Raw genomic sequence first — 26,099 nt, 5'->3', positions numbered from 1 at the left:
TCAAGGCTGAAAGGATTGTTCGAAGGTTGCGGTCAGGGTGTACATGCCCCCACCCAGTGGAGTGACACCGTAGGTTTCACACGTCCACAAGGCTTGGTCGCCGAGTGGCGGCGTCCAGTAAAAGGATTGCGCCCCGCCGCGAGCCACCAGGAAGTCTTTGATAGGCTTAATCGACGCAGCGGACCCGCGAAACGTCAGTGGCCAACTCTCCGATTGGTTGTTGATGCCATCGGCAGCGGTCTGTTTGTAACCGTCACCGAACTGCGCCGACTTGACTCGCAGCGTTCCTGTGCCAGTCGGTTCAATGATCGGGCACCAAGTGAATGTTTCAGGCATCACTGTCTCCCGTTGATGGCCCTACGGATGTTGCCCCCTGATCCCAGCGACCGCGTCTCTAGCTCGCGGTACTTCTGCGCAGCAATTTCGCCGATCTGCTGACCGAACTGCTCCAGCCCGCTGGTATCGGTAGTGACCTGGCTGTTTCCGCCGCTGTCGATGTGGATGGTCACTTGGGGCGCAGCGCTAGCAGACGTTCCGGTCGTAGAAGAACTACCCGGCGCCAGCCCAACATACCCCCCATCGGCATATCCACGCTTGTTCAGGGAGCCAAGGTATTCCTTCATCCCTGGCTGCTGAACGACCTCTTTGCGAAGAACGTACTCGCCCTTGTGGACGATACCGGCTGGATCGTATTTGCCACCGTCACCGGTGTAGCCGCCAGTATCAAAGCCATACGCCCCGGCGTAACTAGTGGTCGAATAGCCGCTTGCGGCGGCTGCAGAGCCGACATTTTGTGCGCCTGTAGAAAACAGATTGCCAAACAGCGAGGACAGCACCTGAGACTCGGCCTGTCGAACCGCGATGCGCGCCAGGTCGGCAAGGATTGATTTGGTGAGATCGCCGAACGAGGCCTTGCCGGTCGTAACGAAGTTGGTCAGCGAGTCTTCCATGCCGCTGAACGCACTGGAGAACAGACTTTTCGTCTGCCCGGCCACATCCTTGGCACTCTGCAGGTAATCCTCATATGCCGCTGACGCACCATTGCTCCAGTCACTTTGCGCCTTGTCGACGTCGATGTAGTACTGCCGCTGCATCGCCAGGCGCTGGTCGAGCGCGCTTTTCAGCGAGGCTGTTTCCTTGTCGTAGAGCTCGGTGGTGAACTGATCCTTGTTGCTCTTGTTATAGGCATCCGTAAGGCTGGATATCTTGGATTGATAGGACTGCTGGATGCCCAGCTGCTCCTGCAAGCGCTGTTTCTGGACGTCGCCCAGGCCGGTACCCGCGAGTCGGTTGCTCAAGCTCTGTTGATCGACCGCAAGCTGGTTTTGCAGGTTTTCATCGAATGCGGCGAGCTTGCGCCGGGTTTCGAGCGCCTTCTCGGAGAGCGTGTTCTGGGTTTCGAGCGCGGCGTTACGCTTGAGTTGGGCGGTGATCAGATCCTGGCTGGCCAGCAGCGATTTTTGATCGGCAGTGAGCGTTTTCTTGGTCTTGATATCGGCGAGCTGCTGCTCCCACTCGACCAACTTCTTGGCGTTGGCACCCAAGGTCTGACTGGCAGCCGACTGATCGCCGATCAGCGCGTTTTGTTGCTGAAGTACGGCATACTGCTGCCGGGCGTCGTCCAGCGCTTTGGTGCCAGCGTCTTCTTGGTACGCCTTGGCCTTCTTCGGCGTCGACTCCTTGTAGATAGGGTTATCCCGGATAGCCTGGTAAGCCGCGGTTTCATCCTCAGCCGAGATTTTGTACCCAGCCGCCCGCGCCTTGGTGATCCGGCGCTGCTCTTCCTCCAGCGCCTTGTTCATCTTTTGAGTTTTGGTGAAGTTTGATTCCTGCGCCCTTTGATACTCCTCGAACGCGATTCTCCCCTCGCGCTGGACTTTGGTATTTTCGCCTTCCGCGATGCTTGATGCGGCAATAGCATCGCGCTGCTTCACCAGCAGATCGAGACGGGTTTTCAGGAATCGCGTTGATTCACTGCCTTCGCCCAGGGTGCCGGGAAAGAGTTTCGCTGCGAAACTCGTTTTACGCTTATCCAGCAGATCTTGGGTATTTTTGATTTGCTCGTCGAGCGATTGGGTGCGGCCTACATCGAGAATCGAATCCCAAGCTTTTTTGGCAGCACTGCTTAACGAATCCCACGCGCCCTCGATGGTGCCCAGATTTTGCTTGATTTTTGCGGAACGGGCGTCAAGAGCTTTTGTATATGCCTCTTCGGCGAGCCCAGCAGCGTCCTGCTTGTCGCCCTGCTCTTGCAGCGATCTAATATTCGCGTAAACGGAGGCGGTAAGAAATCCGTATTGGTCGTCCAGCGCTGATATTGCTTTTACTGGATCATCCGCAATTTTTGCGAACTCGGCGATGGTCTCGCTTGTAGCCTTGCCGGTTGCGTCCTGCATGTTAAGCGCTGCAGTCGCGATCATTTCGAATGATGACGCAGGGATTTTTGCAAGTGAAGCAAGCTGAGCCAGCGCCGCAGCGGCGTCACCGACGGTCGTGGTGGCATTTCCAACCCGCCGCGCCAAAGAGCTCAACTGATCCGCTGACGTACCCGCATAATTTCCGGTAAGAATTATCGCCTTGTTATACTCGTCCGCCTCCTTGCTGCCTTTGTAGTATCCATAAGCCAAGGCAGCGGCCGCTGCCGCCGCCGCAGCAAACCCGCCAACAAGTGCTAGCTGGCTGGATGCCGCGCCAGCTGTAGCAGAATTGACGGCCTGAATAGCCTTTTTTGCGTTCTCGGTCGACTCAGCGACACTATTGGATTGTTCGGCAAGATCAGAAAGCCCACCACCTGCTTTCGATGCGCTCTCAGCCAGTTGGTCTGACTGCGACGCTGCGTCACCAATGGCAGCACCCAATCGTGAGCCTTGGAATGCACTAGTGAACAATGCCTTGGCCTTGGCACCTATCGCATCAAACGCAGCGCCAACGCCACCAAAGGAGTCTTTAATCTGTCCGCCCTGCTGCATAAGCACTAGAAGCGGGTTTTGGCCACCAGCCAGACTTGTAAAAACGTCGGTCAGTTGTGATGGAAGCTGACGGAAAGCATTTGCGGTTTGTGCCGCTGATATACCTGCAGCGGAAAACGCCTTGTCAACCTTCAAAACTCCTTGGCGCTGCTGATCCAACTTCTTCAGGTAATCCTGAAAATCAGGCTCCTCGAGTCGCCCAGCCGCGCGGTGCTTGCGCAACTGCTCTTCCATCTTGTCGAGGCGGCCGTACGCACCCACCACCGGATCGATCTGGCCGACGAGCTTGTCGAGTTGGCCAGCCTGATAGGCCGCTTCCTTCGTAGCTGATTTCAGCGCGCGCTGCGCCCGGTCCATCCCTTTTTCAAAGCCGCCGGTGTTGGCTACTAGGTCAACCGTCAACTGGCCGAGCGAATCAACCGCCATAAATTACCCCTTCACACGGTTCAACAGCGCCAACAGGTCTTGCGGCGTGGCTTCCTTCGGCGACGCGCTGAAGCCACGATCCGGCATAAAGTCCGAGAACTTGGCTTTACCGCCCATGACGTTGTTAAACGCGGTGGCCAACATCGCGAAACCGTCCTCAAGGCGAAGTCCCAGATTCAACGGCCCGGTTTGTCGCCGGTACCGCATCCAGTCCATCGCCTCGACGTAGGTCATCCTTTGCTTGGCTTCTGCGATTGTTGCCCCGAGGACGATGGCGATTTCGTGCCAGAGCTCTTCCTCGGGTTCGATTTTTTTTCGAGAACGGCCTGCGGCACCTGGTTGACCTCACCAATAGCCGCCAGCAGCACGATGGCCAGCTCCGCACACAGCGCGCCGTGACCACTTTCCGGTCCACCGACAATGTCATCCACAGTGAAGACTGGCACGCCGTCTTTGTCGGTGATGCATGACGCAATACGCTGCGCGGCAAGGTCGCCACCGCGGTCCTGCGCATCCCAGCGCTGGGTCAATGAGATGAAAGACTCCTGCAGCACGTAAACCGTCGCTGTCTGCGCTTTTCCGCCCGCATGCCAGGTGACTTCCTTCTTGACCGGAGGCGCGATGAACGCGCCCGCAGCCTTCAACGAAGCGATACTCAGATCCATGGACGTTCCTTAAACAGAGGTTTTGGCGAGCAGTACCGGTTCACCCGATACCTGAATGCCGACCGTGGATTTGACGACGTCGCCCAGGCCGAACGTGAACGGGAAACTGTTCATGTAGCCTTCGAAGGTGAGCCATGTGCGGGTGTTCGGCAGATCGAAGTCGATTTCGTCTTCCACCACCGCCCTAGCCGTTGCGCCGGTACCAGCGCCGCCTGTCAGGGCAACGGTTGGAGCGCTGGTATAACCAGTGCCTGGATTGGTGATCGTGAAGCCGGTGATCTTGCCATTTGCGATCTGGGCCGTTGCTGTGGCACCAGTACCGCCGCCAGTGATCGCGACCGTTGGTGCAGAGGTATAGCCCGTGCCTGCCGAATTCAGCACCAATGCCGCCAATGCGCCCGGCGTGCCGATCAGAGGCTGAATACCTTCCTCGGTTTCAAAGTTGTATCCGTCCGACCAGCCAACAACCCATTTGAGTTTGGTGCCGGCGGTCTTCAGTTGGTGAAGACGCAGATGGATCGGATTTTTCGGATCGATGTTCAGGCCGAAAGAAGCAGAGCCGGGTTCGGCAAGGCCCGCTTCGTACTCGCGGCCCTTCGAGGTGGTGCAGGTCACGTCAACCTGGGCGACGGAGGTGTCGATGCCGTCCAAAGTCGTGAAGCAGCCCACGTTGAGAACGCTGTTGTCGGCCGGGTCGATGGCGAAAAGCTCAGTGCCCTGGACATTAATGGTCAATTTGTACTCCCCGATTTCCTTAGAAATCACTGATTAGCGGGCATAAAAAAACCCGCCGAAGCGGGCAGTTCTTTCAGGTTTTCCGGCTAAGCGCTGACCAGCCAGGCAACATCGAAACCTTTTCGATAGTTCTTCGTGACGCTGTCCACGGCGTCGAGACCGAAACCGGTGATATAGGCGTACTTGCCGATGGCTTTACGCAGCGCAGTGAATACTGCGTCGGCAGAGACCGCTGTCGTCGCATAGACATCGATCTGCAGACCGTATCGGTCCGTTTGTGGTTGACCGTTGATGTAGTTGATCGGCGACCCGCTGACGACTTGCCAGACTGCGTATGGTTTGGCGACGTTTTGCGGAGCCTCACCATGCGGGTAGAGGCGTATCGGACTTTCCCCGAGCAGCGCTGTGACGGCAGGCGCCGCTTTGCAGGCAGCCAAGATTGGAGCAATCATCAATTCACCCCAAGTTTGATCAGCTGGTACTTCGCCGAGCTCAAGAACTCCTTGAACAAGGCCTCGCGGTTGTTCGCCAGCGCTGGACGAAGGAAGGGCTTAGCCCGATTCTTCTCAGTGCCGAGTTCAACCCACCACCAATAGAACGTGTTACCGCCGCCCTGCCCCCGACTGCGCTTGCGCACGCCGACAGACATCACGACCGCCCCAACCTCGACGCCAATGGCCTTCCGCTCAACGATCGCGAGGTTTTTAGGGATGAAGTTGGCTGTTTCCGGATCGTCGATGCGCGCGGCGCGGTCTTTCGCATCCGCTAGGACGATTTCCATCGCATCCCTGGCTGCCGGCGTCACGACCTTGCGGCGCATTTCCTCGGTCAGGCTGCGGAAACGGGCTGAAAGCTCATCTGCACCGGTCAGCTTGTAGTCGACCCAATCAGCCATCGTTCACGCCCTCGCTCGCTGGAAAGGTCAGATACTCCTTCCCGGAGACCGGATCGCGAAGAATGCCGTGCAGGTTGTACGTTTTGCCGTCGCAACGAGCTCGCATGGTCGCATCGAACCCGTCACGGTAGCGCGTCACGATCCTGCAGGTGACTTCCGACTGAGTCGACTGCGCTGCGATGAACTCACGCACGCTCAGGTCACTGATTGCCGCCCAAACCGTGGCGAACTCAGCCCACGCCACCAACGGCTCATTCGAAACCGGATCGTTGGTCGTGACTTTCTGCTCGAACGTCACACGGTGCCGCAGATCTCCGGCGCGCATGGGTATTCCTCCACCGGTTTAGAATCGGCCAAGCTGCGGGACGACCATAAGAGGGATACGACCCCCATCGGCAGCGCCTCCGCTGCGGTACCGACCAGCACAGCCTCACGGTTCGTGTAGGAATGGCCGATCAGCAGCAGAAGCGCAGCTTTGAAACTGGCTGGGATGTCCGCGGCGGTAGCCAACAGCGGGTTGTCGCAGTACCACAAGGCCCAAGCCAGCGCCGACTCCGCGTAAAGCTCGATCAGATCGTCCTCATCCGGCGAGTCGACGCGAAGGTGCTTCTTGATGAGCTCCATAGCCAGTAGATCGGCAAGGACTACGGTCATTTTTTAACCTTTTCCTTCGCCTTGGCCGGACCATCAACCGGGGCGGATTGCTCACCATCGACGAGCTCCGCAAGCTTCATGTCGACTAGAGCCTCAGCGATATCATCAGCAACCGGGCGGCTCTCGTGCTGGTCGAAGTGCCCCGCGTGATAGTGCGAGAACTGCCGCAATGCGCGAATAGTTTTCATGGTGAAACCGGGGCGGTTGCCCGCCCCGCTCCTGTCGTTATGCCGCTGGGGCGAATGCGCCTTTGATGATCGCGGTCGGACGGTAGTGGGTCACCGCCAGGCGCTCTTCACACAAGATGGTCAGCATGTTCTTCACGAAGTTATCGCGGTCCTGATTGCTGACCTCGATGGTTGCGTCCATGCGATCCCAGATCTGGGACGCCAGATCGAAGCCGCCGACGGTGAAGGTGCCTTGTGCCTGGGCCTTGGTCGCCACAACTGGCAAGCCCCACATGACTTTCGCCGCGAAAGCAGCTGGACCACCGAAGATGTACCGACCATCGCCATCCTTCAACAGCGCAATGGCATGCCAGTCGCGTGGGTTTAGGATGATCCCGGAAGCCTCGAACTCAGATTCGCTGGTCTGGAAGATCGCGTGCGCGATCTGATCTGCACGCGTGTCGCCGGTAGCGTTCAGCGCTGCGTCGTATGCACTGGCTACCTGGTTCAGGCCCAGCAGGTTGTCACCGGTGCCGTCGCCGTTGAGCAACTGCACTTCTTCGACCAGATCCAAGCCGAACAGCAGACGGTTGTTGACGTAGGACTCCAGCATCGGCGCGTCGTCCATAATCTGGCGGGCGGCCTGAATCCAGTGAGCGATGGTTTTGACGTTCGCCGTTTCCTTGGTGAAAGTGAGCTGAGTCTCAGGCTTCAGCGCGCCCTCCGCGACCGGTGCGGCGCCATTGGTGAACACGTTCTCACGCACGTACTCGATGGCGTTCGAGGTGGTTCGGCCTTGCGCCAGCAGGTCACGAATGGTCAGGCGACGCAGACCTGGCATCAGAATGCCCGGGTTACGTTGGGCCTGCACCAGCGCACCAGCTGAGCCAGCGCCGCTACCCAGCGCTTTGCTGAAGCTTTTGACGTCGACCTTGCCGGAAGTAGAGCCGTTCCAGCCTTTCTTGATGTCTTCCGCTGCACGCTCGGCGAAGCTTTTCTTGTGCTCTGGGTTGTCCAGTTCGCCACCGGCGAGCTTGGATTCCAGATCGAACAGACGCGCCCCCGAAGTTTTCAGCTCTTCTTGCAGCTTGATGAAGTCATCCTGAAGCTTTTTGCTGACCTCGCCAGTCGCTGAGATTTCCTTCTTTTGCTCGTCGAACAGGCCCTGAATGCGAGTCTGTTGGTCTTCAATGGCTTTTTCGATTTTGGCCAATTCGGTCATGATTAAATTCCTGCGGGGGTGAAAGAGTTGATGCGCTGGAGTAGCGCTGATAATTCGCCACCTTCGGAATCGCTCCGAACTGCGGACTTGATGCGGGCGATTAACGCCTGCGCTTCGGACTTGGAAAGGCCGACTGAATCTCTCAGCCAGTGCTCCGCATCGCGAATGGATTCGATGGCATCCATACTTTTCAGCGAGGAGATGGATGCATCCTCGTTCGCCGGCTCAGTGCAAATGCTGATTTCACGCAGCCGCTGCATGGACTTGAACGCCATGCCTGTGGAAATCCGGTCGAAGTCGGACGGACCAGCCAGAAAGCCCACCGAAAGGCCGTTGACCGTCCCGTGCTGCATGGCTGATTTCAATGCTTCGGATTGGGGGTTTCCGGGGGTGAGCTCGCCACGCGCCAACAATCCTTTGCTGTCTTCCTCCAGGTGCAGCCACTTGCCTACGGGAATGGCGTTGCGCTGGTGGTTGAAGAACATCGCGACTGCGCGGGACTGGCCGGTGAGAGCCTTCGCGAAGGCTCCAGGTAAGATGATGTCACCGTCCGCGTCTGTTTTATTGAAGACGCTGGCATAGCCTTCGAAGATGCCCTGCGTGCCACCGCCGGCGAATTTGATTTCGGCCTGCTCGAACGCAATGGTCTTTTGAATGTTGGACATTTGCTGACTCCAGAAAAACTAAACCCCGCGAGGGGCGGGGTTCGTTTTGCCAAGTTGATCAAGGGGCACGTTTTGGGATTGACGCGTAGCCACATCACCACCTGGAAGCGGAGGCTTGTTGTTCACTCGACGTCCTTCGTTGATGGTGAGCAAGCCGGTGTCGACCAGCGTCTTCATGTAGTTCGCCCGTGCCGTAGAGTCACCGCTGAGCAGCCCGTCGCGATTGTGTTCCGCGTGGACCTTGCCCAGATCGGTGGGTTTTACTAGCCAGCGCACGATGCAGGTCTCCCAAATTTCCAGGTATGCGTCGAGTGTGTACTGGAGAAAGCCGAGATTCTGCTGCTCGATGCCAGATCCCCAACTCGTCGATTTCTCGACGTCGCCCACCAGGTGCGGCGGTACGCCGAAGAACCGCGCCAGCTCGCTAACCTGAAATTTTCGAGCCGCCATCGTCTCTGCGTCTTGAGGACTGACCCCGATCGGCTGCGTAGTGAATCCTGCCTCGAGGATCCAGAGGCGCTTCTTCACCGGCCCGCCTGATATCTCCTTGAAGTTCTCATCCAGTTGGTTGCGCTGCTTATCGCTCAGGGTTTTGTCGCCGGTCGAGAGGATCTGCGGCGACTTCGCGCCATTGGCGTAAAAGTCTCGCTGCTGGTCTTCCATCGCGACCGCGACACCGGCGGTTTTGGCCCCGAATGCAATCGGCGAAAGCCCGACCAAGCCGTTGAAGCCAAATCCCTTGAGATGAAAAATCTCGCTTTGCCTGAATTCGGCGTACTCCGTGTCGCGCTTGTAGCGGTAAACCACTCGCTTACCTTCCAACCTGACGTCCATGTTCACCGACAGCAGCGGAATAAGGCTGATCACATCCCCCGCCGCGTTGCGCTCAATAAGGGCATAGGCGTTTCCGTAGAAGCAGAGCTGCATGGTCATGGCGACACGGAAGTCGAAAGCCGTCATATATTGATTTGGCATGTACCGCAGGAGTCGCGCCAGCGGGTTTGTCAGGGGCGCCTTGGTCCGGTCGTCTCCCTTGGTCTCGAATACGTCCAGAGGCATGCAGGCGGTGACACTGGAAATCAGCCGCACGCAAGCGAAAACAGTGGATATCTGCAGCGAGCGCTCGTCGTTGACGACCGAATCGCCCACGACGCCGGAAGCCGATACCGGGCCCGTCTGCGACCCCTTATCCGGGGAGGTTAGGCGGCCGCCGACGAAGAAGCTCGCCATACGCGCCCAGAAGGGACTGCGCGTACGCAAGTCGATGCTGTAGTCGGTATCGGCCATTACATACTCATTGGTCTAGAGAGGAAGTCATCGACATTGACGTCGTCCGGACTGGCGCCAGAGACACCAATTGCCATCAGCAAAGCGGTCATATCGTCAATCTTGTCTGCGGATCGTTTCTTATCCGGCGCCATATTCATGTTGTCGTCCCGACGTGCGATCAGGTTCGAGGCGCACCAGTTCAAAAGCGGGTCAGCGCCGTGCGCAAACTGGCCGGAGATGTAGGCACGCTCCAAAACCTGCATTGCGGGGTGGTAGGACTTAGGCCCCTGGATGAACTCGACCATCGGAACGTCGCCGGCGACCAGCCGGTTCACCAGGTCTGAAGCGTTCCATTTGTCGTAGCCGATTGCCTGACTGTTGAAGCGCTCGTTCGCCGCCTTTACGTCCGCTTCGATCACGGCATAGTCGGTGACGTCGCCCTCGGTCTGTTTGAGCAGTCCAGATTCAACCCACGATGCGTAAGGAACGGTGCCGCGCTCTGTACGGAACGCGACCGCGCTTTCCGGCGCCCAGCGCCAGGCATACGTATAGATGACACCGTCAACGTTCCAGATCAGGCGGAAGCTGGTGAGGTCGGTTGTCGACGCAAGATCGAGCCCGCCCCAGCAAGGGAAATCAGCCAGCCAGTCGAGGTCAACCTCTCCGCCGCATTGCTGCCACTTATTGAGGTCGATCCAGCCGTCAGCAGTTGATGCCGGCCGATTCAGCCTCTTGATTCGAAACTCTGCCATCTTCGACGGCATCTGCTTCGCCTCAACCGCCTCTTTTCGAATCGCCGCGAGTAGGTGCGGGTTCACATCCATCAGCGGGTTGGCTTTGATCCAGCAGCGTTCGTCGAACTCCTCATCGGCCTTGATCCCGAGGGTCTTGTCCTCGTCATCGACCGCGTAAAAGACGACCAGGTAATGGTCAGCCGTGTGGCCGAACAGCCCAGCGAGCAGCTTTTTGGCGAACATCCTGATCTCAGCCCACGGCCCAGGGTTCGTGTAACCCTCAGTGGTCGTGAACAGCCACAGCGGGTTGCCCCGGGCGCCGGCAGCCGACTGCAATACGTTGAGCAGGTCCGCTGTTTTGTGCGCGTGGATCTCGTCGAGCCCCACATGCGAGGGGTTCAGGCCGTCCTGGGTGGAGGCCTTTGCATGGATCGGCTTGAAACTGGCACCGGTTTCGGCCCGGCTGATCGATTTTGCCCATACCTCAAGACCGAAATACTCGCGCAGGTCCGCATTCTTTTCTGTCATCCGCTTGGCAGCGTTGAAGATGATCGCGGCCTGGCCGAACGTGGTTGCAGCACTGACTATCTGCGCGCCTTCTTCCGGTTCGCAGCACTCGCAATACAGCAGGATGGCCGACGACAGCGTGCTCTTCGCGTTTTTCCGCGCAACAGCGAACAGGGCCGAGGTGAATCGACGCGGGTGGAACATCCCGTCGCCGCCCCAGCCTTCGGTGAAGACGGCTTCGCGCTTTCGAAACCCGAAGAGCTGGACGACGAAGAAAACGTGGGACGCGTGCATCACGATCGTGGGTTTCTCCCACTTGCCTTCAACGTGGTGCAGTTTTTCGATGAAGTCGCAAGGATCGTTCGCGTGCCACGGGTCAAACATGAACGGGCAGTCTTTCTTTTTCGCCCGTTTGAGGTCATCAAGAAAGCGCTGTGCCGCCTGGCGTATCAGCTTTCCGTGCTTTTTTCGCTTCTTATCAGCTACTGCGGCCTTGGCGTAGTCAGTCGCGATCTTTACGAAGTCACGCATTCCTACTCCAACGACCGGGTGAATCGATTATTTGGCACCTTGCTTACGGCCGTTACCGGCGAAAGCATTGCCCTTGTTCTCTGTTCCGCCCGAAGAAACCTTGCGACGACTTGCTGGGGTCATGCCGAATTCCGAAAACAGCGCTTTCAGAGCGGTCGTTTCAGCCGCGGTAGATTCCATGTCGGCCTTGGCTTTTTTTCGGAAGCACTGCCAGGCGTGGCAAAGTTGTTCGAGCGAATACAGGTCGACGACCTGCAGTACCTTGGCGCTGACCAGCTGTCGCCCGAGGTTGCGCCACATTTCGGCGCCATCCGAGTTCAGGTGCTGGGGCGGCTCTGGAAAATCTTCAATCAGGTCGAACTCTGGCGCGTCCTTCTCCTCGCGATCTGGGCGCGTGGTACCGGCCAGAACCTTGAGGTGCGGCGCCGTCGGCTTCCGTCCTCGGGTCATATTTCAACCTTCTATTTTCAAATCCCAATTTTGACTGTGCGAAAAAAAGCCTCGGGCGCGGTCTGGAAGCCAAAAGGCCCAGACTTTCACCCCTCCCCCCATCGATAGAGACAGCCTAACGCACCATTTCGGTGCGAACTGAATGAGATCTCTTCTCACTGCCGACGAGCGGTCTTTTCCATATGGGGATTTGACGTGCTACATCAGCCACGTCTGGCATTGCCGAAGCCGCCATCATCTGCCGCCGTCTTCACTGAATGGCATGGGTGGCACAGGCCCTGCCAGTTCGAGCGGTCCCAGAACAGGTCCTTGTCGCCTCGATGCGGGATGATGTGATCAACATCGGTGGCCGCTGTCACTCGGCCCTGCCGCTGGCATTCAGTACAGAGCGGGTGCTTGGCAAGGTAGCCCTTGCGTGACTGTTGCCATCGGTAGTTGTACCCACGCTGGCTGCTGGTACCACGCTGCTGTTCAGGCGTCTTGTGTTGGGGTGTCACTGGTGCTGATGGCTGGTGTCTCTTCGGGCGGGTTGGCATATGTCTTCTCGTGACGCTTGAACAGTGTCGATGCTCGCTCCTTGGCAATGGCCAGCCACTTCACCGCGCGTGCTCGACGTGCTGCGCAACCAGTGCAGGACATCACTCGATGCTCCAGGTGAAGCCGCGCAGCACTGTCCCTGCGACCTTGTCGATGTCAGGCTGAAGGCCAGTCAGATCGCTGAACCAGATAACGGCCTGCAGGTACGGCATCACCCACCAAGCGCGCCTGATGGTGATCTTCATCTCGACCTTCGCCATTCAGGCCTCCACTTGATAGGAGAAGCCGTCATCACGGTTTAGGTTGGTCACGGCGCGGTGTGAATCGAACGCGACAGACGCGCGTATCGATCTGGTGTAAGGCGAAGTGGTCTTCCCCTCGAACCGCTCGCGGTGAACAACACGGCGACCAGACAGCAGCTCAATGACGACAGCGCCCAACACGTTGTTGACGGTGATCTTCATGGCGCTACTGTCCGAGCAACCGCTGAGTTTCCTTCAGCGCGAGAGCGTGGAGCACTGCGACGATGAAGCCTTGAGGCAGGCCGCCAGCCTTTGCTGTATCCAGTGCAGCGGTAATGGCGACATACAGCTTGCCGACCTCATTGGCTTCGGGAGACAGAGCAACTGGTTCGATTGGTGGATCAATGACCGATTGTTTTGCAGCGGGCTTTCTGGCCATGGGCGACCTCGATAGTGAACGTGATTGATGAGTCAGCAGACCGCCGAGGTGATGAGCGAGTCCTGATCCGACACTCTGCTTGTCAAGGGCGTAATTTGTTGGCCAACCAGCCCACCGCTATAGAGAAGCGACGGCGTCACTTTCACGAACACTGCTTGCAGGTGTTCAGTGATGGACTTCCATTGCTCAGGGGTTGGGCGTTCACCGCCGCTGAGTTCTGCGAACCCTTGGAGCCAGTATGCGAACTGCTCGGGCGTCATACGGCTCAGTTGGGCCGAAACGGTCGATTGAAGAGTGGTGGCCAGGGTCATGACGGATCTCCGGGTTTCGCGCCACGAAACGGACGCATTTGATTTCGTGGTGCGTTACTCAGCGTCATCACCTTCCACGCGAAGCGATTCGCCATCGACGGTGAACACCACGGTCAGCCTGACCAGATCACCGGCCTCGCTGGCCATGTTTGTGCTCACTTGGCAGGGAAGTACTTCACCCGCCTCCGTATGCAGCGCGAACGGCGAATGCTTGCTCGCCTTGCCCGCTACGAATTTCCTTGATTCATCGCCTAGCGCGGTCACTTCGATCTCGCGGGCGACACGCTTCAGGATCAGCTTCATTGGAACCTCACACAGACTGATTCAAGTGATTCTTCCGTGACTCAGCGCAGTCAGCTACAGCGCTTTCTTCGCCAGCGCTACCAGATGCTCCCATTCGGCCTCGATGTCGTGGCCCAGGGCAACGAGCAAAGCTTTGAGCTTGTTCGTGTCGACCGTCGCGGTAGTAGGGGTGTCAACGGTTGGTTCTGTTGTAGTCGTGGCCATGGTCGGCTCCTTGGTGTAGATACTCGCCAGATAGGCGAACAGTCGATTCAGTAGGTTCATTTGCTCTTGCTCCGCTGGATCTGCGCGTCGACCTGATCAGCGCATGTGTCGAGCAGGTTGATGGCCCGATCCTTCAGCGCCCAGAGGTCGCCATTCAGCGCCAGGTCATCGTCACTGGTACTGATCCGCTCACACGGGACCAGCTCAGGGGCTTCGAGCCTTACCGTTGTTGTCTTTACCGGTGCTGGCTGGCTTCCCGCGCAGGCCGTCAGGCAAAGGCTGATCAGCCCACTTACGAACAGCCGGGCTCTTGCGCTTGAGGTCTTCAAAGTCTTTCCTCGCCTTCAGGGCTTTCTGTTCGCTGGCTTTCAGCCTTTTGTCCAGGTCGAGCTGATACGCCTTGTTGCGTTCAAGCTCGGACCGCAACGTAGTAATCGTGGCCTGGCTTTCCTTGTTGGCGTCGAGGGCGTCTGTCTTGGCCTTGGTCTCGACGGCCACTTCGCCGCGAAGGGCGATCACGCGGTATTGCTGTATACCAATCAGAAGGGCTGCTACCAGGGCAATGACAACGGCGAGGGCGAACGCTTTCAGTCCGCTCATGCTGAATCCGCCTTGCGCCCGAGGAACCTGATGATCAGTTCCCGAATCGCGGTCACGCCGATGAACCCGATGGTGCCGCCGGCTGCAACAGACAAACTCGAGGGCCAGGCCATCCATTCAATGACGCTGCTCGCGGAAAGACTCAGCGCGCCGCACATGAGCGCTTCAAGGATAATCCTGCGCTTACTGGTTTCTTTCGCCTCGTACAGCACACGAAGACCTGAAATAACAGCTGCCATGATTGAGCCCTGCCATAGCGGGTTACTCAAGGCCAGCCAGATCGCGGCCCAGAAGTCGGGATTCTTTTCGGGCATGACGTGCATCCGACTGTCCACCCTTTCGGGATCGGAAAATGAAAAAGGCCCACCGGATGGCGAGCCTTGGAATAGGTTGAGGATCTTTCTCCCCTGTCCGCCCAAGCCGCCTCCAGCACACACGAGGATTGAGGCGCTTCAACTGCCGGTGTTCTTTCCGTACGCGTGACTTCCGGCTATACCGCGTCCAGGCCATCCCTCGCGGGCCACCCTGGCTATGGCAATGCACACCGTCAGGTGATTGGAGCGGCTCACGGGATTCGAACCCGCAACCTCTGACTTGGAAGGACAGAGCTCTGCCAGTTGAGCTAAAGCCGCATTCTGGTTGCGAGGGCTCGATTCGAACGAGCGATCTCCGGGATATGAGCCCGGCGAGATAGACCACTTCTCCACCTCGCAGAAACAAAAAACCCCGCACTTGGCGGGGCTTAGAGCTTGGACAGAATCACTGGTCTGAAAGCGTTTCGAGCAAATTATGTCCCGACCAGGTCATTTGGAGTTGTCCATCATCGGAAATCAGAAACCCGCTGTCCGTCAGCAACCTGACGGCGTAATGCCAGTCGTCGCCGGAAAATCCGTGTCTCGATGAAAGCTCCTGCAGAGCGTGGAAATCAATTCCGTTGACGCCAGCGTATTGTTGGACCGCTTCCAAGACTCGCCTGGCCGCTTCGTAATTTCTGTGCATCTGACCTTCCTTGAGACTAGTGATGAAGATCAGATCATATAACGATCGCTCATAAAAAAGCCCGACGCAAAGGCCAGGCTTGTGCGCTATGAACAGCGTTGCTAGCGCCTCACCTCAAGGTGCTGCTTGACCGCAGTGAGCGAGTCGCCCACTGCCTCCACCGCAGATCGGACCTCCTTGGGGGAAATTCCAAAGTACTTGGCCCAGTATTTCAGCTCGCTACTGTCACCAACATTTATTCTAATGGCGTCACTTCCGCCAACGTTTTTGCGCTTCTCCATACAAATATCGATGTCCTGCAAACATGAATGCGTTAACAGGATAGTCCACATGAAGGAAGAAATGCCGAGTTTTGTGAAAAATATGTGAAAACAAAACCCCAGCGTGTTGGCGCTGATTGAAAACTGACCCACCCTGCCGATTGAAAATTGACCCAGGGCAGATTGCCGATTTGTCATCAGCAATTGTGAATTAGCGTAGCAGCCCTGTCCGATCTCAAAAGACCGAAAGCCCCACCACATGGGCGTATGTGGCAGGGCACTTTCCGATCAGGATCAAAATGGCTCGTCGTCCTCAACTGCATCTTCTTCCTTACGCTTTCGTTCACGTGTCTTGATCTTTGTCTGGTCAGCCAGGGTGCTGTGTTGCAGACGGTAGGATTGATTACCCGTTTCGACGATGTGGCAATGGTGCGTCAGTCGATCCAGCAGCGCAGTGGTCATTTTGGCGTCGCCGAAAACACTCGACCATTCCGAGAAACTGAGGTTGGTCGTGATGATCACGCTGGTGTGCTCGTAGAGCTTGGACAGGAGATGAAACAGCAGCGCGCCACCGCTTTGGCTGAAGGGCAGATAGCCCAGTTCATCCAGGATAACCAGGTCTGTGCGGAGCAGTCCTTGTGTCATCCGGCCTGTTTTTCCGTCGTACTTTTCACGCTCCAACAGATTGACGAGGTCTACCGTGGAGAAAAAACGGACTCGTTTGTTGTGAACGGTGATCCCGGACACAGCCAGTGCGCTGGCCAAGTGTGTTTTGCCTGTTCCAGGCCCACCGATGAACACCACATTTTGGGCCGTCGCCGTGAACTCCAGGCTGGATAGTTCCTTGACCAGACGGGCATCGGCGCTGGAAGCGCTGAAGTCAAAGCCCGCCAAATCACGATGCATGGGAAGTTTGGCCATGTTCATCTGATGATTCACGGATCGCACGACGCGATCTGCCCGCTCCTGCTGGAGCAGATGTTCCAGCAGCCATTTTGAGGATGCTGTCGACGCTTCGCCCTGAGCAGCCAATTCCTCCCAGGCGTGCGCCATGCCATGCAGACGCAGCTCTTTGAGTTCTGTCATCAAGTCACGCATTTCGACTCTCCTCATCGGTCGTACGCAGTTGGTCATACCGGGCCGTATTGGCCGCCGGCGCAACCTTGAGCTGAAGACTTGTTTCCACAGAAGGTGGCGGTGCGCTGGAAGTCAGTCGGGCCAGAACATTCAGGATGTGATCGGCACTCAAACTGCCAGACTCAAGCACCAGTTCCACGGCCACCAGAACGGCGTCGAGACCAGTAATGGGCACCGCAGCCAACACCTGTGTCATGACTCGATCACCGTTGACGTGACGCCGGAGGCCACGCTTGAGCAGGCGTAATGGTTTCGGTAAATCGGCAAACGGCGCGCCATTGCGAAGTGCGCCAGGCTTGCGCTCGATCAGTGGGATGTAGTGCTGCCAGTCGTAGCTGACCTGGTCTCGATCAAAGAGCCGATCGTGACTGGCGATAGTTGTCTCATCAGCAACGACCACAACCCGTGTGGGATATAAGCGGCTGCTGACCCACTGACCAACGCGCTCGCAAGGCACCGAGTAACGATTGCGTGCCACGCTGATCAGGCAGGTACTGGAGACCCGCACAGTGCGCTCGACATAGCCGTCGAAAGCGCTAGGCATCGGCATCATTTCCACCCGCTCCAGCGCCAGAACATCTGCCACCGTAAGCCCCTTGTATTGCGGGTGCGGCAGCTCACTCCAGAGAGTTCGGCAGCGTTGGCCGAGCCAGACATTCAGCTCGTCGAAGTTATGAAACAGGCAGTCTTGAGCATCCAGCCAGATGCGCCGCCGACTGTCTTGGACGTTCTTCTCGACGATCCCCTTTTCCCAACCCGAGGCGACGTTGCAGAAGTCTGGATCGAACAAATAATGCGAACACATCACTGCAAAACGAGCGTTGACCGTTCGACCTTTGCCTTTGCTTACCTTGTCGACAGCCGTTTTCATGTTGTCGTAGATACCGCGACGCGGCACGCCACCCAATGCTCCAAACGAACGCGTATGGGCATCAAACAACATCTCGTGCCCCTGGCTGGGATAGGCCACCAACCAAAATGCGCGGCTGGCACAGAGCTTCATGTGGGAGACCTGGATCCGCCTGTACAGCCCGCCAATCAGCAGACCTTCTTCACTCCAGTCGAACTGAAAAGCCTCGCCCAGCGCGAACGTCAACGGCACAAAGGCTCGCAAGGATTTTCCTTGCTCACCGCGCCACGCGCGGATGAAGGCGGTCAGTTGGCTGTAGCCGCCGTCGTAGCCCACGGCCTTGATCTGCTCGAAAAGAGCCTTGGCGGTTCTGCGGTTGTGTTTTGCCCGAAGCGAATCGGCTTTGAGTGCCTGTTCCAGCGTTTCGTGGAAAGGACTGAGCTTGTTGAAAGCGGCTTGCCGCTGGTACATCGGCAGTTTGGTTTCGGGGGCTCTGATCCACTTTCGGATGGTGTTCCTGGACAGCCCGGTACGCTTGGCTATCTGGTGCAGCGACAGCTTGTCGCGCAAGTACATCCGCCGAATTTTTCCCATCATTTCCATGCTGATCACCTTGTGTTCTCCTGCTCGGAAAGTGAGCAGAAGCAGTTGAACACCTGGGTCAGTTTTCAGTCGGCAGAACAGCCGTTAATGGGTCAGTTTTCGGTCAGCGGCAACAGGCCGGGGTTAAGCGCTAGGTCAGAATAGTTTCTCGAATATTTTGGAGTGGGTTTTGTAGTCGGCAGAACGCCCGAGGAGTGTCGGTCGGAGTTGATCGGAGATTTGCGCGGCCTCGGGGCGACCCAGTTGGCGTAAATCCCCGAAAACGACCGGGCCTAATAAACAGATGTTGAATGCTAGTTGGGATGCACGCCGTTGAGCTTGGCAACCTGGGTGGCTAACGCGTCCATCAAATCAGGTGAGAGGCAGTCGTAAGGTTCAAGGCCGATGGTGCGGAGGCGACCACGGATCTCCGTCATGAGCTCCGGTGCCGTGCCTGTCTCGATAATGGATGATACAAAAGCGGCGAACCCTGGCGCGGCCCAACCGGACTGTGGGGACAACTCGGTGTGGACGAAATCCAAGCCGAAGAAGGCATGATCCCTGTTCTCAATACGACCGAAAAGATGAGCATGGCACTCTTTGCATGCATGACGCTGGATAGGTGCATTCTCATCGACGATGGCCAGCTTCGAAGCGTTTGCAGTCACGGTTAACTTCTCGCGGGGGACGACTGCAATGACAGCGAATTTTGCGCCTTTAGGCTTCCAGCATCTGCTGCAGCCGCACGCGTGATTATGCAGTGTCTGAGCGCCGATTGTGATCTCAACCTTGTCCGTTGAGCACAGGCATTCAAGCGTTCCACCAGCAAAGCCTGACTCAGGCGGTTTGATACCGTTATCCAGTGATGGATGAAGTTTTACTTCGCTCATTTTGTATCTCCAGCTCGGGGGGAAGGGTGAATCGATACCTAGGGCTTACGCCCCAGCATCTACTTCAGTATCTGATTACCGTCCGGATCGATTTGCCTTCATGCATGAGGTCGAAGGCTTCATTGATACGCTCCAGCGGCATGGTGTGCGTGACGAATGGCGCTAGTTCAATCTCGCCCTTCATGGCGTCTTCCACCATTCTTGGCAACTGAGAGCGGCCTTTGACTCCGCCAAATGCTGAGCCTTTCCAGGTGCGGCCGGTTACTAGCTGAAATGGACGGGTCGAAATTTCCTGACCGGCGCCAGCAACACCTATCACGATCGATTGACCCCAGCCACGATGCGCACATTCGAGTGCTGCGCGCATGACGTTTACGTTCCCGATACACTCGAAGGAGTGATCAACCCCCCAGCCGGTCATCTCGATGATCACCTGCTGAATAGGTTGCTCATGATCTTTTGGATTGACGCAGTCGGTAGCACCGAATGAGCGGGCCAGTTCGAATTTGTCAGGATTCGTATCGATAGCAATGATTTGCCCGGCCTTTGCCTGGCGTGCACCCTGGATCGCCGCAAGACCAATACCACCTAGGCCGAATACGGCTACCGTGTCGCCCGGCTGAACCTTTGCAGTGTTGTGAACTGCGCCGATGCCAGTGGTCACACCACATCCTAGCAGGCACACGTGCTCAGGATTGGCCTGCGGATTGATTTTTGCCACGGATACTTCGGCGACAACAGTGTATTCGCTGAAAGTAGAGCAGCCCATGTAGTGATAGAGCGGCTGACCATTGTAGGAGAAGCGGCTGGTGCCATCCGGCATCACACCTTTGCCTTGCGTGGCACGTACAGCTATGCACAGGTTAGTTTTCCCTGATTTACAGAAGAGGCATTTGCCGCATTCTGCGGTGTAAAGCGGGATGACATGATCGCCTGGCTTGAGGCTGCTTACGCCGTCGCCAACCTCAACCACCACACCTGCACCTTCATGACCAAGCACGACCGGGAAGAGGCCTTCCGGGTCATCCCCGGACAGTGTGAACGCGTCGGTATGACATACCCCAGTATTGGTTATCTTGATCAGCACTTCACCTGCGCGAGGCGGCTCGACATCGATTTCCACGATTTGTAGCGGTTTACCTGACTCGAATGCGACTGCAGCACGAGATTTCATGCGATTTTCTCCAGTGGATAGTTTCATTTGAGCCGCGCTGCCGTCGATCGGGTGTCGTGATAATGGATGCTATTTCAGGTACGTACGCACGAGAGAAATAACCTCATTAATCGATGACCGCTGCGCCTCAGTTGTTTCAGCCGAGCTCGTAAATTCTTCTCTGAGATGGCTCTCGAGTACCCCTGCCATCAGGCCGTTAGCGGCGCCACGGATTGCAGCAATCTGTTGCAAAACCGGACCGCATTCCGCTCCTTCTTCAAGCGCGGCCTCTAGCGCGGCCAGTTGTCCTTTGACTCGTCGAACTCTTGCCAGAACGCGTTTTTTCTCTTCAGGGCTGTGTGGCATCGCAATACTCCTCCAGTGCTTTAGGTGGGGAGTCTACCGAGGTACTGGAGGTGAGTATAGCGAGATACCCCATGGGAGTATAGTTGAATACTGGAGGGGAGTACATTGTTTGCTGGGCTATCGATCTCTCCAAAGCGCTGCGCGGAATGCTGCTGAACGACATCGCCCGGATTTGAACCTGACACTTAGCGTCTGGTGACGCTTGCACTGAGCCAGAGCAGTGGGCCCCCCCGATGCCGGATCGGTAGGTCTGGCTTGGTCTACACTGCTCAAACTGCTGAACGCTGGCGACTACGCTAGTGATGCTGACCAGTTCCTCCGCTGAACCAAGGCGGGCGGCAAGGAATTGGCTGGACTGACGAAGCGCCGGAGTGATGAGCGCGATGTTCTTGAGTGCAGCATGGTCGTGGCCCTGAAGCTTGCCCGATTTGGGTGTGAGCAGTTGTAGTCTGACCATCGCCCTATGCGCCGTATCGGTCGCCATAGCTTGGCGGTGGCAGGCCAATAGTTACAGTAAGGTCATTGCCCCAATGAAGCTAATTACCACGCCGATCGGACGCTGATTGCCCATGCGACATCGGCCCCGGTCTGCCTGGTATTGGCCAAGGAGCAGGCCGGGCGAACAGTGAGTACCCGTGCGCACAGTCTTGAGCCGCCAGCTGTCGTCCGCCAGTTAAGATTTGGCACCCACAGCCGATGTCCTTTAAGACGCCACAGGTCTGGCGTGGCAGCGTCAACAGACGGGGTCTTAAATTATCCTTCGATGTAGGGAGATTCGGGATATGGAAAGCGACGCTTTGCCAAAGTGGGCCGGAAAACTCATAGAACTTCTTGAAATCAGCCCCGTCCCTGTTGCCGTGTATGACCAGGATGACGTCTTATGTTTCGCTAACTTGGCGTTTCGACGGGTGTTCGGCTTGACGAGCGACGAGCTTGTTAGTTGGACGGAGCTAGTGCGCATAGCCCGATCTAAAGGTGCAGGTACTCATGTCCAAACGGAAAATTTTGAACAATGGCTGATGTCCACTAAGAGTCGTCGAGGAAAACAGCCATTCCGAGCGTTTGAAACAAACCTCAACGATGGTCGCTGGTTATGGATGACGGAGACATTCGAGGCAGAGGGCTGGAGCATTAGCATGGCCCCGGATATCTCCCAGCTACAAGCAGATGACGAACGTACTATGCGTCTAGCCCGGGATATAGCCATCCGATCCTCGACCACTGATGAATTAACTGGTTGCATGAATCGGCGCGGAGTTTTGGCAGCATTGTCCAGTCTAATGGATACTCGGCAGAATGAGGCCGGATTTGCGCTCGCATTGCTTGATATTGACTATTTTAAACAAGTTAATGACACCTATGGCCATCCCGCTGGTGATGCGGTTCTTCGTCACCTCGTCGAACACTTGCAGGCGCGTATTAGGAGTAAAGACCTATTAGGTCGATATGGGGGCGAGGAGTTCTTAGTTATCTTCCCTGGCTGCTCCAGTGTCGACGCACAAGCCATCTTGGAAAACATCAGGCAGACAATTACGCCCGTTTTTCTTGAAGGGGTTGAAATTAGTTATGATTTTTCTGCTGGCATTACAGGGTTCATAATCAATACAACTCTTGACCAGCTGCTTAAACAGGCTGATCGAGCATTATATGTTGCCAAGCAGGAAGGCCGAGGACGGAGCTGTATCGCCAAGCCGGCGCCCGGCTAAACCAGAAGCCGAGTGTTCTATCCGGGATCCGGCCCCTGCTTGAAAGACCGACTCTGCTGTACCACTTTTTGTACAAATGATGTTTTTCGAGGGGATTTTAGGGGTGTTTATGGCCCCGCAAAGCCCCTAAAAGCCCTTTTCCCAATACACCAGCTAATTCGCATATAGCGTCCTGAGCGTTCCACTAGCTGCTGGCTGTATCAGGGAGCAGGTGGGATTGGGTAGTTCAGCGCCTCCTCAGATTTCAGCAATTCGAGGCAAGCCGCGACAAACACTTGAGTGCGTCCGATTGCTGCCAGGTTAGTTCCAGCTACATCCGGGGGCGTTTCGCTTTTGAACTGGTGCGCGATCTGGCCGAGTTCTAACGCCGCGGCTGCTTGGTATTCGACCAAAAGGCGAAGGACTGCAAGGGTTTCTTCGACGCTGTCCATGTGATTTCTCCATAGCAGAAACGTGTTCTGGATTAAATTAGCACGGGTTAACTGCTTCATTTCCGAGAGCTCGCCCAGTGCCGGCTGCTGCTGACTAGGTAATCGATGGGAAGATGCTGGACCCTACCAACGGCGCAACTCACTACTACGCGACCATGATGCCGTCGGCGCCAGAGTGGGCGGCCGGGGCGAAACAGACCCTAACGCTGGGCCATCGTATCTTCCTCAATTACGTCTTGTGAAGACCGCTTGCTTCTGAACCGTTTCAAGGGCTATTGGATGCTGCGGACACAATTTCTCCCCGCGTGCTTGGCTAAGTAGAGAGCCTTGTCCGCCTGATTGATAACTTCCAGCCATTTCGCTCCGAGTCTTTCACCAATTGAAACTCCGAAACTCGCCGTTATTGATATCTCATTTCCGTCGCTTATAGAAATTTTACTCGTTTCGACTGCTGCACGAAGTTTGTCAGCGCTCGCTTTCAATTGTTCTAGAGATACCTCGCTCATTACTATAGCGAACTCTTCACCCCCATGACGTATTATTAAATCACTCGAACGTACATGCGCGCGTAAGGTGTCAGCGAGAGATCTCAGTACAATGTCTCCAGTCGGGTGGCCTAACGAGTCATTTATCGATTTGAAATTATCGATGTCAATCACAATTAGGCCTACATTTAACCCAACGTGACTAAAAAAAACGTGGCCGTTGCCTAGCTCATCGAACGCTCTCCGATTCAGTAACCCGGTTAGACCATCGGTGAGTGCATGCATTTTTAGCTCTTGTGTGAGGTTTCTTCTCTCAATGAGTCTGCCCTGAAGAATAGAGATCGCTCGAAAAACATCATTGATTTCTCTGCCTGTATGATCATTTCTCTTGTCATCTATTTCCCGATCTTCGGATAGCGCAATTATCGCTTCCTTCGCTAAGAGTAGTGGCACAAATATTACTCTTTGCGTCCAGATCATTAAAATTATATTAATAGAGATGACAATGCAGACCAAAAATACTATAGCGAAAAGGTAGGCTGAAGCGCTAGCAAGGTTGTTGCTTGATTGCGTTGCCATTAAGTTAAGATAAGAAACGCGAATGACTTCTAGTGGCAGAAAGGTGGGGACAATAGCATCAGTCATGGTCTGGGTCGAAAACAGAAACCTTCCTGTAATCCCTTGGGATTGTAAAGTATTTATCAGATTGATCCCTTCTCCAAAAAACTTAAGTTCGACATCATTTACTTTGTCCAGCAGGCTCGGATATCTTAACAGGTACGGTTTTGTCAATTCCCAAAGTTGGGTAATGCGTCCGCGTATCTGCTCTATTTTGGCTTGGTCAGAGTTGGATATAGATTTTTGCATCGCAATATAGGGTGTCAGTATCGAGCCAATTCGGCCTGCATACTCTCGAATTTCAAACAGCTTCTGACCTATCAATGCCTCATCAACAAAGTCACCTTGCGGGCCATTGGAGTTTAATGCGGTGGCGTTGATAAGAGGCATGATTGCATCGACTGCACGAAACATCCGATCTATCGGTTCTTGGATCGAGGGTAAGGTACGAGAATTAAAATCTATTGCTAGCTCTTTGTCGACGGCATTTCTCGCTTTTTGAAGTTCGGATTTCGAGTTTAAAATTGGAGTGCTAGTGATCTGAGTAATTGGTTTGGAGATTTGGATAACTGTTTCTAACTTTTCGTCACTTGCGTTTCGGAATGTTTGTAAGCGTGCCCATGCGTCTGAAGATGATAAGAAATTTCCCCCGAGTAATGTATTTGTCGGTCCTCTTTCTGCTGATACCGCGTTAGCTGCGGCTATTACTGATTGATAAAACTTCAGGTTTTCATAGCTTAGTTTTGCGCGTCTATAATCGGCACCAATGGTTGATAATAAAATGCACGCGAGGAAAAGGGATAGCCCTAAAAGAATCAAACATCCAGTTACGAGCTTGCCATGTAGACTGGCCTTGGGGATTGAAATGTCCGATATTTTAAAAGTTCTCATTGGGCCCGACACCTCCAGCACACGATGCATCATAGAAAGCTATGCTCTTTCGACGTTACAGAATCTGTTTGCTGAACCCAGCGTTTCCACTGGAGACATAATGAAGAGCCGTATGGGCGGATGATAGATGGACATCATGTCTCCGGGAGCTATCAATCCCTTTTTCTCTTTCATTTCTGAAAAAGGGATGTGTTCAAATATTGCATAGAATGTGCAATCTATTGTTATTTATGTCAAGTGGCCATCACGTACCGTCCGACGCCTTGCAGTGCTTATTATTAAACCTATCCACCATGACTGGAGACCCGGTTTCATCAACGCATCGGATTCTTGCCAGCAATCTCCACCTCTAGCGGGGACGGGGCCCGACAAAAGCTTGCTATGACGATTTTCTGACTTAGAGGCAGCTGATGTGAGTAGCTTAGATAAGTTGCTGAAGTGGCTAACGCTGTGGGGGTTCAGGGTGATTACGTCTATTGTCGAATTTGCCTCGCGGAGCAGGAGGAGGCAAGCGCAGCGCTGGCTTTCGAACATTCTCAATGCTGTCCCTTGGCACGGTATGTTGCGTTTCCTTGGAGAAATTTAGGGGAGATCAGTAAGAATCTGATGATTGCTGGTAAAGCCTGAGTAGGTCCGATTCCCCGAATAGCAGCAGAGTATCGCGCGCTAGGTCGGGGGCGTCCGATCGGTAGTCTCTTCCTCTATATTGGTACGGCAGAAATGCCGCCAATCGTTTCCGCAACGAAAATGTCACCCCGCGTAGCGCTTGGGATGTAGCTCCGTATAATAGGCGCTATTGCTGAAACGATATTGGTCTAATCCATTGAATATTAATGATATATCGGCAGACTAAATGACTGCCGCTGAGAAGGCCGCCTACTGGAAGCACCGCATCGCAGATCGCCGGTACCAGGCCGAAACCAGCGGCACCACCATTGAAGGCATATGGAAATCTGGTTGACACGACCTTTGTCAACCAACATGGCGATTCAGCGATTTGTCAACCGGACTTCCTTGCTGATTCTCCGATTTGTCAACTTGCGCACAATCGCAAGCTGGTGTCATTCGCGGGGCGGGTCAGGATTAGTTTCTGGAATATTTTGCGGTGGGATTTGCAGCCAGAACTGGTCGACAGAGGCGCAAAATCTCCCCCAAAATACAACCATAACTATTTGATTTGGTTGACGTAGCAAGGGGCGTTTCGAT

37 protein-coding genes and 2 tRNA genes are annotated in these 26,099 nt (G+C 55.6%); 2 read left to right on the top strand and 37 right to left on the bottom strand.

The window, feature by feature from the left end; all coding sequences use genetic code 11:
- The 35 genes from CE491_RS27055 to frmR all read right to left on the bottom strand — a co-directional run bounded on the left by CE491_RS27055 (position 1) and on the right by frmR (position 20,762).
- On the bottom strand, positions 1 to 336 hold the full coding sequence (locus tag CE491_RS27055) for a phage tail protein (RefSeq protein ID WP_199885266.1): 336 nt from the start codon (positions 334 to 336) through the stop codon (positions 1 to 3).
- Positions 336 to 3,395, bottom strand: coding sequence for a phage tail tape measure protein (locus CE491_RS27050; RefSeq protein ID WP_110951377.1), 3,060 nt, complete (start codon positions 3,393 to 3,395; stop codon positions 336 to 338). Before CE491_RS27050 ends, CE491_RS27055 begins: the two co-directional genes overlap by 1 nt.
- Before the next feature lie 3 nt (positions 3,396 to 3,398).
- On the bottom strand, positions 3,399 to 3,629 hold the full coding sequence (locus CE491_RS27045; protein ID WP_110951376.1) for a phage tail assembly protein T: 231 nt from the start codon (positions 3,627 to 3,629) through the stop codon (positions 3,399 to 3,401).
- Positions 3,626 to 4,060: a phage tail assembly chaperone family protein, TAC gene (locus CE491_RS27040; protein WP_110951375.1), complete on the bottom strand. Its 435-nt coding sequence runs from the start codon at positions 4,058 to 4,060 to the stop codon at positions 3,626 to 3,628. Before CE491_RS27040 ends, CE491_RS27045 begins: the two co-directional genes overlap by 4 nt.
- 9 nt (positions 4,061 to 4,069) lie before the next feature.
- Positions 4,070 to 4,795 carry a phage tail tube protein gene (locus tag CE491_RS30485; RefSeq protein WP_234407689.1) on the bottom strand — a complete coding sequence of 242 codons (726 nt, stop codon included), beginning with the start codon at positions 4,793 to 4,795 and terminating at the stop codon, positions 4,070 to 4,072.
- A gap of 86 nt (positions 4,796 to 4,881) precedes the next feature.
- Positions 4,882 to 5,247, bottom strand: coding sequence for a DUF3168 domain-containing protein (locus tag CE491_RS27030; protein ID WP_110951373.1), 366 nt, complete (start codon positions 5,245 to 5,247; stop codon positions 4,882 to 4,884).
- Positions 5,247 to 5,690 (bottom strand): HK97-gp10 family putative phage morphogenesis protein, encoded by a 444-nt coding sequence (locus CE491_RS27025; protein ID WP_110951372.1) that lies wholly within the window; start codon positions 5,688 to 5,690, stop codon positions 5,247 to 5,249. Before CE491_RS27025 ends, CE491_RS27030 begins: the two co-directional genes overlap by 1 nt.
- Complete coding sequence (locus CE491_RS27020; RefSeq protein WP_110951371.1) at positions 5,683 to 6,015, bottom strand: phage head closure protein; 333 nt, start codon at positions 6,013 to 6,015, stop codon at positions 5,683 to 5,685. The genes CE491_RS27025 and CE491_RS27020 overlap by 8 nt, the downstream gene beginning before the upstream one ends.
- Positions 5,985 to 6,344 carry a head-tail connector protein gene (locus CE491_RS27015; RefSeq protein WP_110951370.1) on the bottom strand — a complete coding sequence of 120 codons (360 nt, stop codon included), beginning with the start codon at positions 6,342 to 6,344 and terminating at the stop codon, positions 5,985 to 5,987. Before CE491_RS27015 ends, CE491_RS27020 begins: the two co-directional genes overlap by 31 nt.
- Positions 6,341 to 6,532 carry a hypothetical protein gene (locus CE491_RS27010; protein ID WP_110951369.1) on the bottom strand — a complete coding sequence of 64 codons (192 nt, stop codon included), beginning with the start codon at positions 6,530 to 6,532 and terminating at the stop codon, positions 6,341 to 6,343. The genes CE491_RS27015 and CE491_RS27010 overlap by 4 nt, the downstream gene beginning before the upstream one ends.
- Before the next feature lie 37 nt (positions 6,533 to 6,569).
- Positions 6,570 to 7,733: a phage major capsid protein gene (locus CE491_RS27005; protein ID WP_110951368.1), complete on the bottom strand. Its 1,164-nt coding sequence runs from the start codon at positions 7,731 to 7,733 to the stop codon at positions 6,570 to 6,572.
- Between the two features lie 2 nt (positions 7,734 to 7,735).
- The gene (locus tag CE491_RS27000; protein WP_110951367.1) at positions 7,736 to 8,398 is read right to left on the bottom strand and encodes an HK97 family phage prohead protease; all 663 of its coding nucleotides are present in this window, start codon (positions 8,396 to 8,398) and stop codon (positions 7,736 to 7,738) included.
- A gap of 18 nt (positions 8,399 to 8,416) precedes the next feature.
- Positions 8,417 to 9,685 (bottom strand): phage portal protein, encoded by a 1,269-nt coding sequence (locus CE491_RS26995; RefSeq protein ID WP_110951366.1) that lies wholly within the window; start codon positions 9,683 to 9,685, stop codon positions 8,417 to 8,419.
- The gene (locus CE491_RS26990; RefSeq protein ID WP_110951365.1) at positions 9,685 to 11,439 is read right to left on the bottom strand and encodes a terminase large subunit; all 1,755 of its coding nucleotides are present in this window, start codon (positions 11,437 to 11,439) and stop codon (positions 9,685 to 9,687) included. The genes CE491_RS26995 and CE491_RS26990 overlap by 1 nt, the downstream gene beginning before the upstream one ends.
- Positions 11,440 to 11,466: 27 nt before the next feature.
- On the bottom strand, positions 11,467 to 11,889 hold the full coding sequence (locus CE491_RS26985) for a terminase (RefSeq protein WP_110951364.1): 423 nt from the start codon (positions 11,887 to 11,889) through the stop codon (positions 11,467 to 11,469).
- Positions 11,890 to 12,092: 203 nt separating this feature from the next.
- The gene (locus CE491_RS26980; RefSeq protein ID WP_110951363.1) at positions 12,093 to 12,425 is read right to left on the bottom strand and encodes an HNH endonuclease; all 333 of its coding nucleotides are present in this window, start codon (positions 12,423 to 12,425) and stop codon (positions 12,093 to 12,095) included.
- Positions 12,361 to 12,528 carry a hypothetical protein gene (locus CE491_RS30480; RefSeq protein WP_199885277.1) on the bottom strand — a complete coding sequence of 56 codons (168 nt, stop codon included), beginning with the start codon at positions 12,526 to 12,528 and terminating at the stop codon, positions 12,361 to 12,363. Before CE491_RS30480 ends, CE491_RS26980 begins: the two co-directional genes overlap by 65 nt.
- Positions 12,528 to 12,686, bottom strand: a complete 159-nt coding sequence (locus tag CE491_RS30475) for a hypothetical protein (protein ID WP_199885265.1) — start codon at positions 12,684 to 12,686, stop codon at positions 12,528 to 12,530. Before CE491_RS30475 ends, CE491_RS30480 begins: the two co-directional genes overlap by 1 nt.
- Complete coding sequence (locus tag CE491_RS26975; RefSeq protein WP_110951362.1) at positions 12,687 to 12,890, bottom strand: hypothetical protein; 204 nt, start codon at positions 12,888 to 12,890, stop codon at positions 12,687 to 12,689. It abuts the gene before it with no gap.
- A gap of 4 nt (positions 12,891 to 12,894) precedes the next feature.
- A complete protein-coding gene (locus CE491_RS26970; RefSeq protein WP_110951361.1) occupies positions 12,895 to 13,107 on the bottom strand; it encodes a hypothetical protein in 213 nt (70 codons plus the stop codon).
- 32 nt (positions 13,108 to 13,139) lie between these two features.
- A complete protein-coding gene (locus CE491_RS26965; protein WP_110951360.1) occupies positions 13,140 to 13,418 on the bottom strand; it encodes a hypothetical protein in 279 nt (92 codons plus the stop codon).
- A 54-nt stretch (positions 13,419 to 13,472) separates the two neighbouring features.
- Positions 13,473 to 13,721 (bottom strand): hypothetical protein, encoded by a 249-nt coding sequence (locus tag CE491_RS26960; protein ID WP_110951359.1) that lies wholly within the window; start codon positions 13,719 to 13,721, stop codon positions 13,473 to 13,475.
- 54 nt (positions 13,722 to 13,775) lie between these two features.
- A complete protein-coding gene (locus CE491_RS26955; RefSeq protein WP_110951358.1) occupies positions 13,776 to 13,985 on the bottom strand; it encodes a hypothetical protein in 210 nt (69 codons plus the stop codon).
- Entirely contained in the window at positions 13,982 to 14,197 is a 216-nt protein-coding gene (locus CE491_RS30915) for a hypothetical protein (protein WP_234407695.1), read from the bottom strand. Before CE491_RS30915 ends, CE491_RS26955 begins: the two co-directional genes overlap by 4 nt.
- A complete protein-coding gene (locus CE491_RS26950; protein ID WP_110951481.1) occupies positions 14,130 to 14,516 on the bottom strand; it encodes a hypothetical protein in 387 nt (128 codons plus the stop codon). Before CE491_RS26950 ends, CE491_RS30915 begins: the two co-directional genes overlap by 68 nt.
- 5 nt (positions 14,517 to 14,521) lie before the next feature.
- A complete protein-coding gene (locus CE491_RS26945; protein ID WP_110951480.1) occupies positions 14,522 to 14,848 on the bottom strand; it encodes a phage holin, lambda family in 327 nt (108 codons plus the stop codon).
- Positions 14,849 to 15,081: 233 nt separating this feature from the next.
- Positions 15,082 to 15,157 (bottom strand) — tRNA-Gly (locus CE491_RS26940).
- A gap of 4 nt (positions 15,158 to 15,161) precedes the next feature.
- A tRNA-Met gene (locus CE491_RS26935) sits at positions 15,162 to 15,238 on the bottom strand.
- Positions 15,239 to 15,284: 46 nt separating this feature from the next.
- Positions 15,285 to 15,524 (bottom strand): hypothetical protein, encoded by a 240-nt coding sequence (locus CE491_RS26930; RefSeq protein ID WP_110951357.1) that lies wholly within the window; start codon positions 15,522 to 15,524, stop codon positions 15,285 to 15,287.
- A 101-nt stretch (positions 15,525 to 15,625) separates the two neighbouring features.
- A complete protein-coding gene (locus CE491_RS31395) occupies positions 15,626 to 15,805 on the bottom strand; it encodes a DUF3606 domain-containing protein (protein WP_199885264.1) in 180 nt (59 codons plus the stop codon).
- Between the two features lie 273 nt (positions 15,806 to 16,078).
- On the bottom strand, positions 16,079 to 16,882 hold the full coding sequence (istB, locus tag CE491_RS26920; RefSeq protein ID WP_110951355.1) for an IS21-like element helper ATPase IstB: 804 nt from the start codon (positions 16,880 to 16,882) through the stop codon (positions 16,079 to 16,081).
- Positions 16,875 to 18,374 carry an IS21 family transposase gene (istA, locus tag CE491_RS26915; RefSeq protein WP_199885263.1) on the bottom strand — a complete coding sequence of 500 codons (1,500 nt, stop codon included), beginning with the start codon at positions 18,372 to 18,374 and terminating at the stop codon, positions 16,875 to 16,877. Before istA ends, istB begins: the two co-directional genes overlap by 8 nt.
- Positions 18,375 to 18,667: 293 nt before the next feature.
- On the bottom strand, positions 18,668 to 19,243 hold the full coding sequence (gfa, locus tag CE491_RS26910; RefSeq protein ID WP_110951354.1) for an S-(hydroxymethyl)glutathione synthase: 576 nt from the start codon (positions 19,241 to 19,243) through the stop codon (positions 18,668 to 18,670).
- A 64-nt stretch (positions 19,244 to 19,307) separates the two neighbouring features.
- Positions 19,308 to 20,417 (bottom strand): S-(hydroxymethyl)glutathione dehydrogenase/class III alcohol dehydrogenase, encoded by a 1,110-nt coding sequence (locus tag CE491_RS26905; protein WP_110951353.1) that lies wholly within the window; start codon positions 20,415 to 20,417, stop codon positions 19,308 to 19,310.
- A gap of 69 nt (positions 20,418 to 20,486) precedes the next feature.
- A complete protein-coding gene (gene frmR / locus CE491_RS26900) occupies positions 20,487 to 20,762 on the bottom strand; it encodes a formaldehyde-responsive transcriptional repressor FrmR (RefSeq protein WP_110951352.1) in 276 nt (91 codons plus the stop codon).
- A 782-nt stretch (positions 20,763 to 21,544) separates the two neighbouring features.
- On the opposite strand from frmR, the gene CE491_RS26890 reads away from it, so the two are divergent.
- On the top strand, positions 21,545 to 22,468 hold the full coding sequence (locus CE491_RS26890) for a GGDEF domain-containing protein (protein ID WP_110951351.1): 924 nt from the start codon (positions 21,545 to 21,547) through the stop codon (positions 22,466 to 22,468).
- Between the two features lie 200 nt (positions 22,469 to 22,668).
- Here CE491_RS26890 and CE491_RS26885 read toward each other — a convergent pair whose 3' ends face one another.
- A complete protein-coding gene (locus tag CE491_RS26885) occupies positions 22,669 to 22,899 on the bottom strand; it encodes a hypothetical protein (RefSeq protein ID WP_110951350.1) in 231 nt (76 codons plus the stop codon).
- A gap of 113 nt (positions 22,900 to 23,012) precedes the next feature.
- Here CE491_RS26885 and CE491_RS26880 point away from each other — a divergent pair, with 113 nt between their 5' ends.
- On the top strand, positions 23,013 to 23,141 hold the full coding sequence (locus tag CE491_RS26880; RefSeq protein WP_407681376.1) for a hypothetical protein: 129 nt from the start codon (positions 23,013 to 23,015) through the stop codon (positions 23,139 to 23,141).
- Positions 23,142 to 23,171: 30 nt separating this feature from the next.
- On the opposite strand, the gene CE491_RS26875 is transcribed toward CE491_RS26880, so the two are convergent.
- Positions 23,172 to 24,893, bottom strand: coding sequence for a GGDEF domain-containing protein (locus CE491_RS26875; RefSeq protein ID WP_199885262.1), 1,722 nt, complete (start codon positions 24,891 to 24,893; stop codon positions 23,172 to 23,174).
- Positions 24,894 to 26,099 lie beyond the last annotated feature (1,206 nt).

The sequence above is a fragment of the Pseudomonas bohemica genome, from assembly GCF_002934685.1.
GTDB lineage: Bacteria > Pseudomonadota > Gammaproteobacteria > Pseudomonadales > Pseudomonadaceae > Aquipseudomonas > Aquipseudomonas bohemica.
The sequence above is the reverse complement of the archived record's forward strand: the minus strand, read 5'-3'. Positions and strand labels throughout refer to the sequence as shown.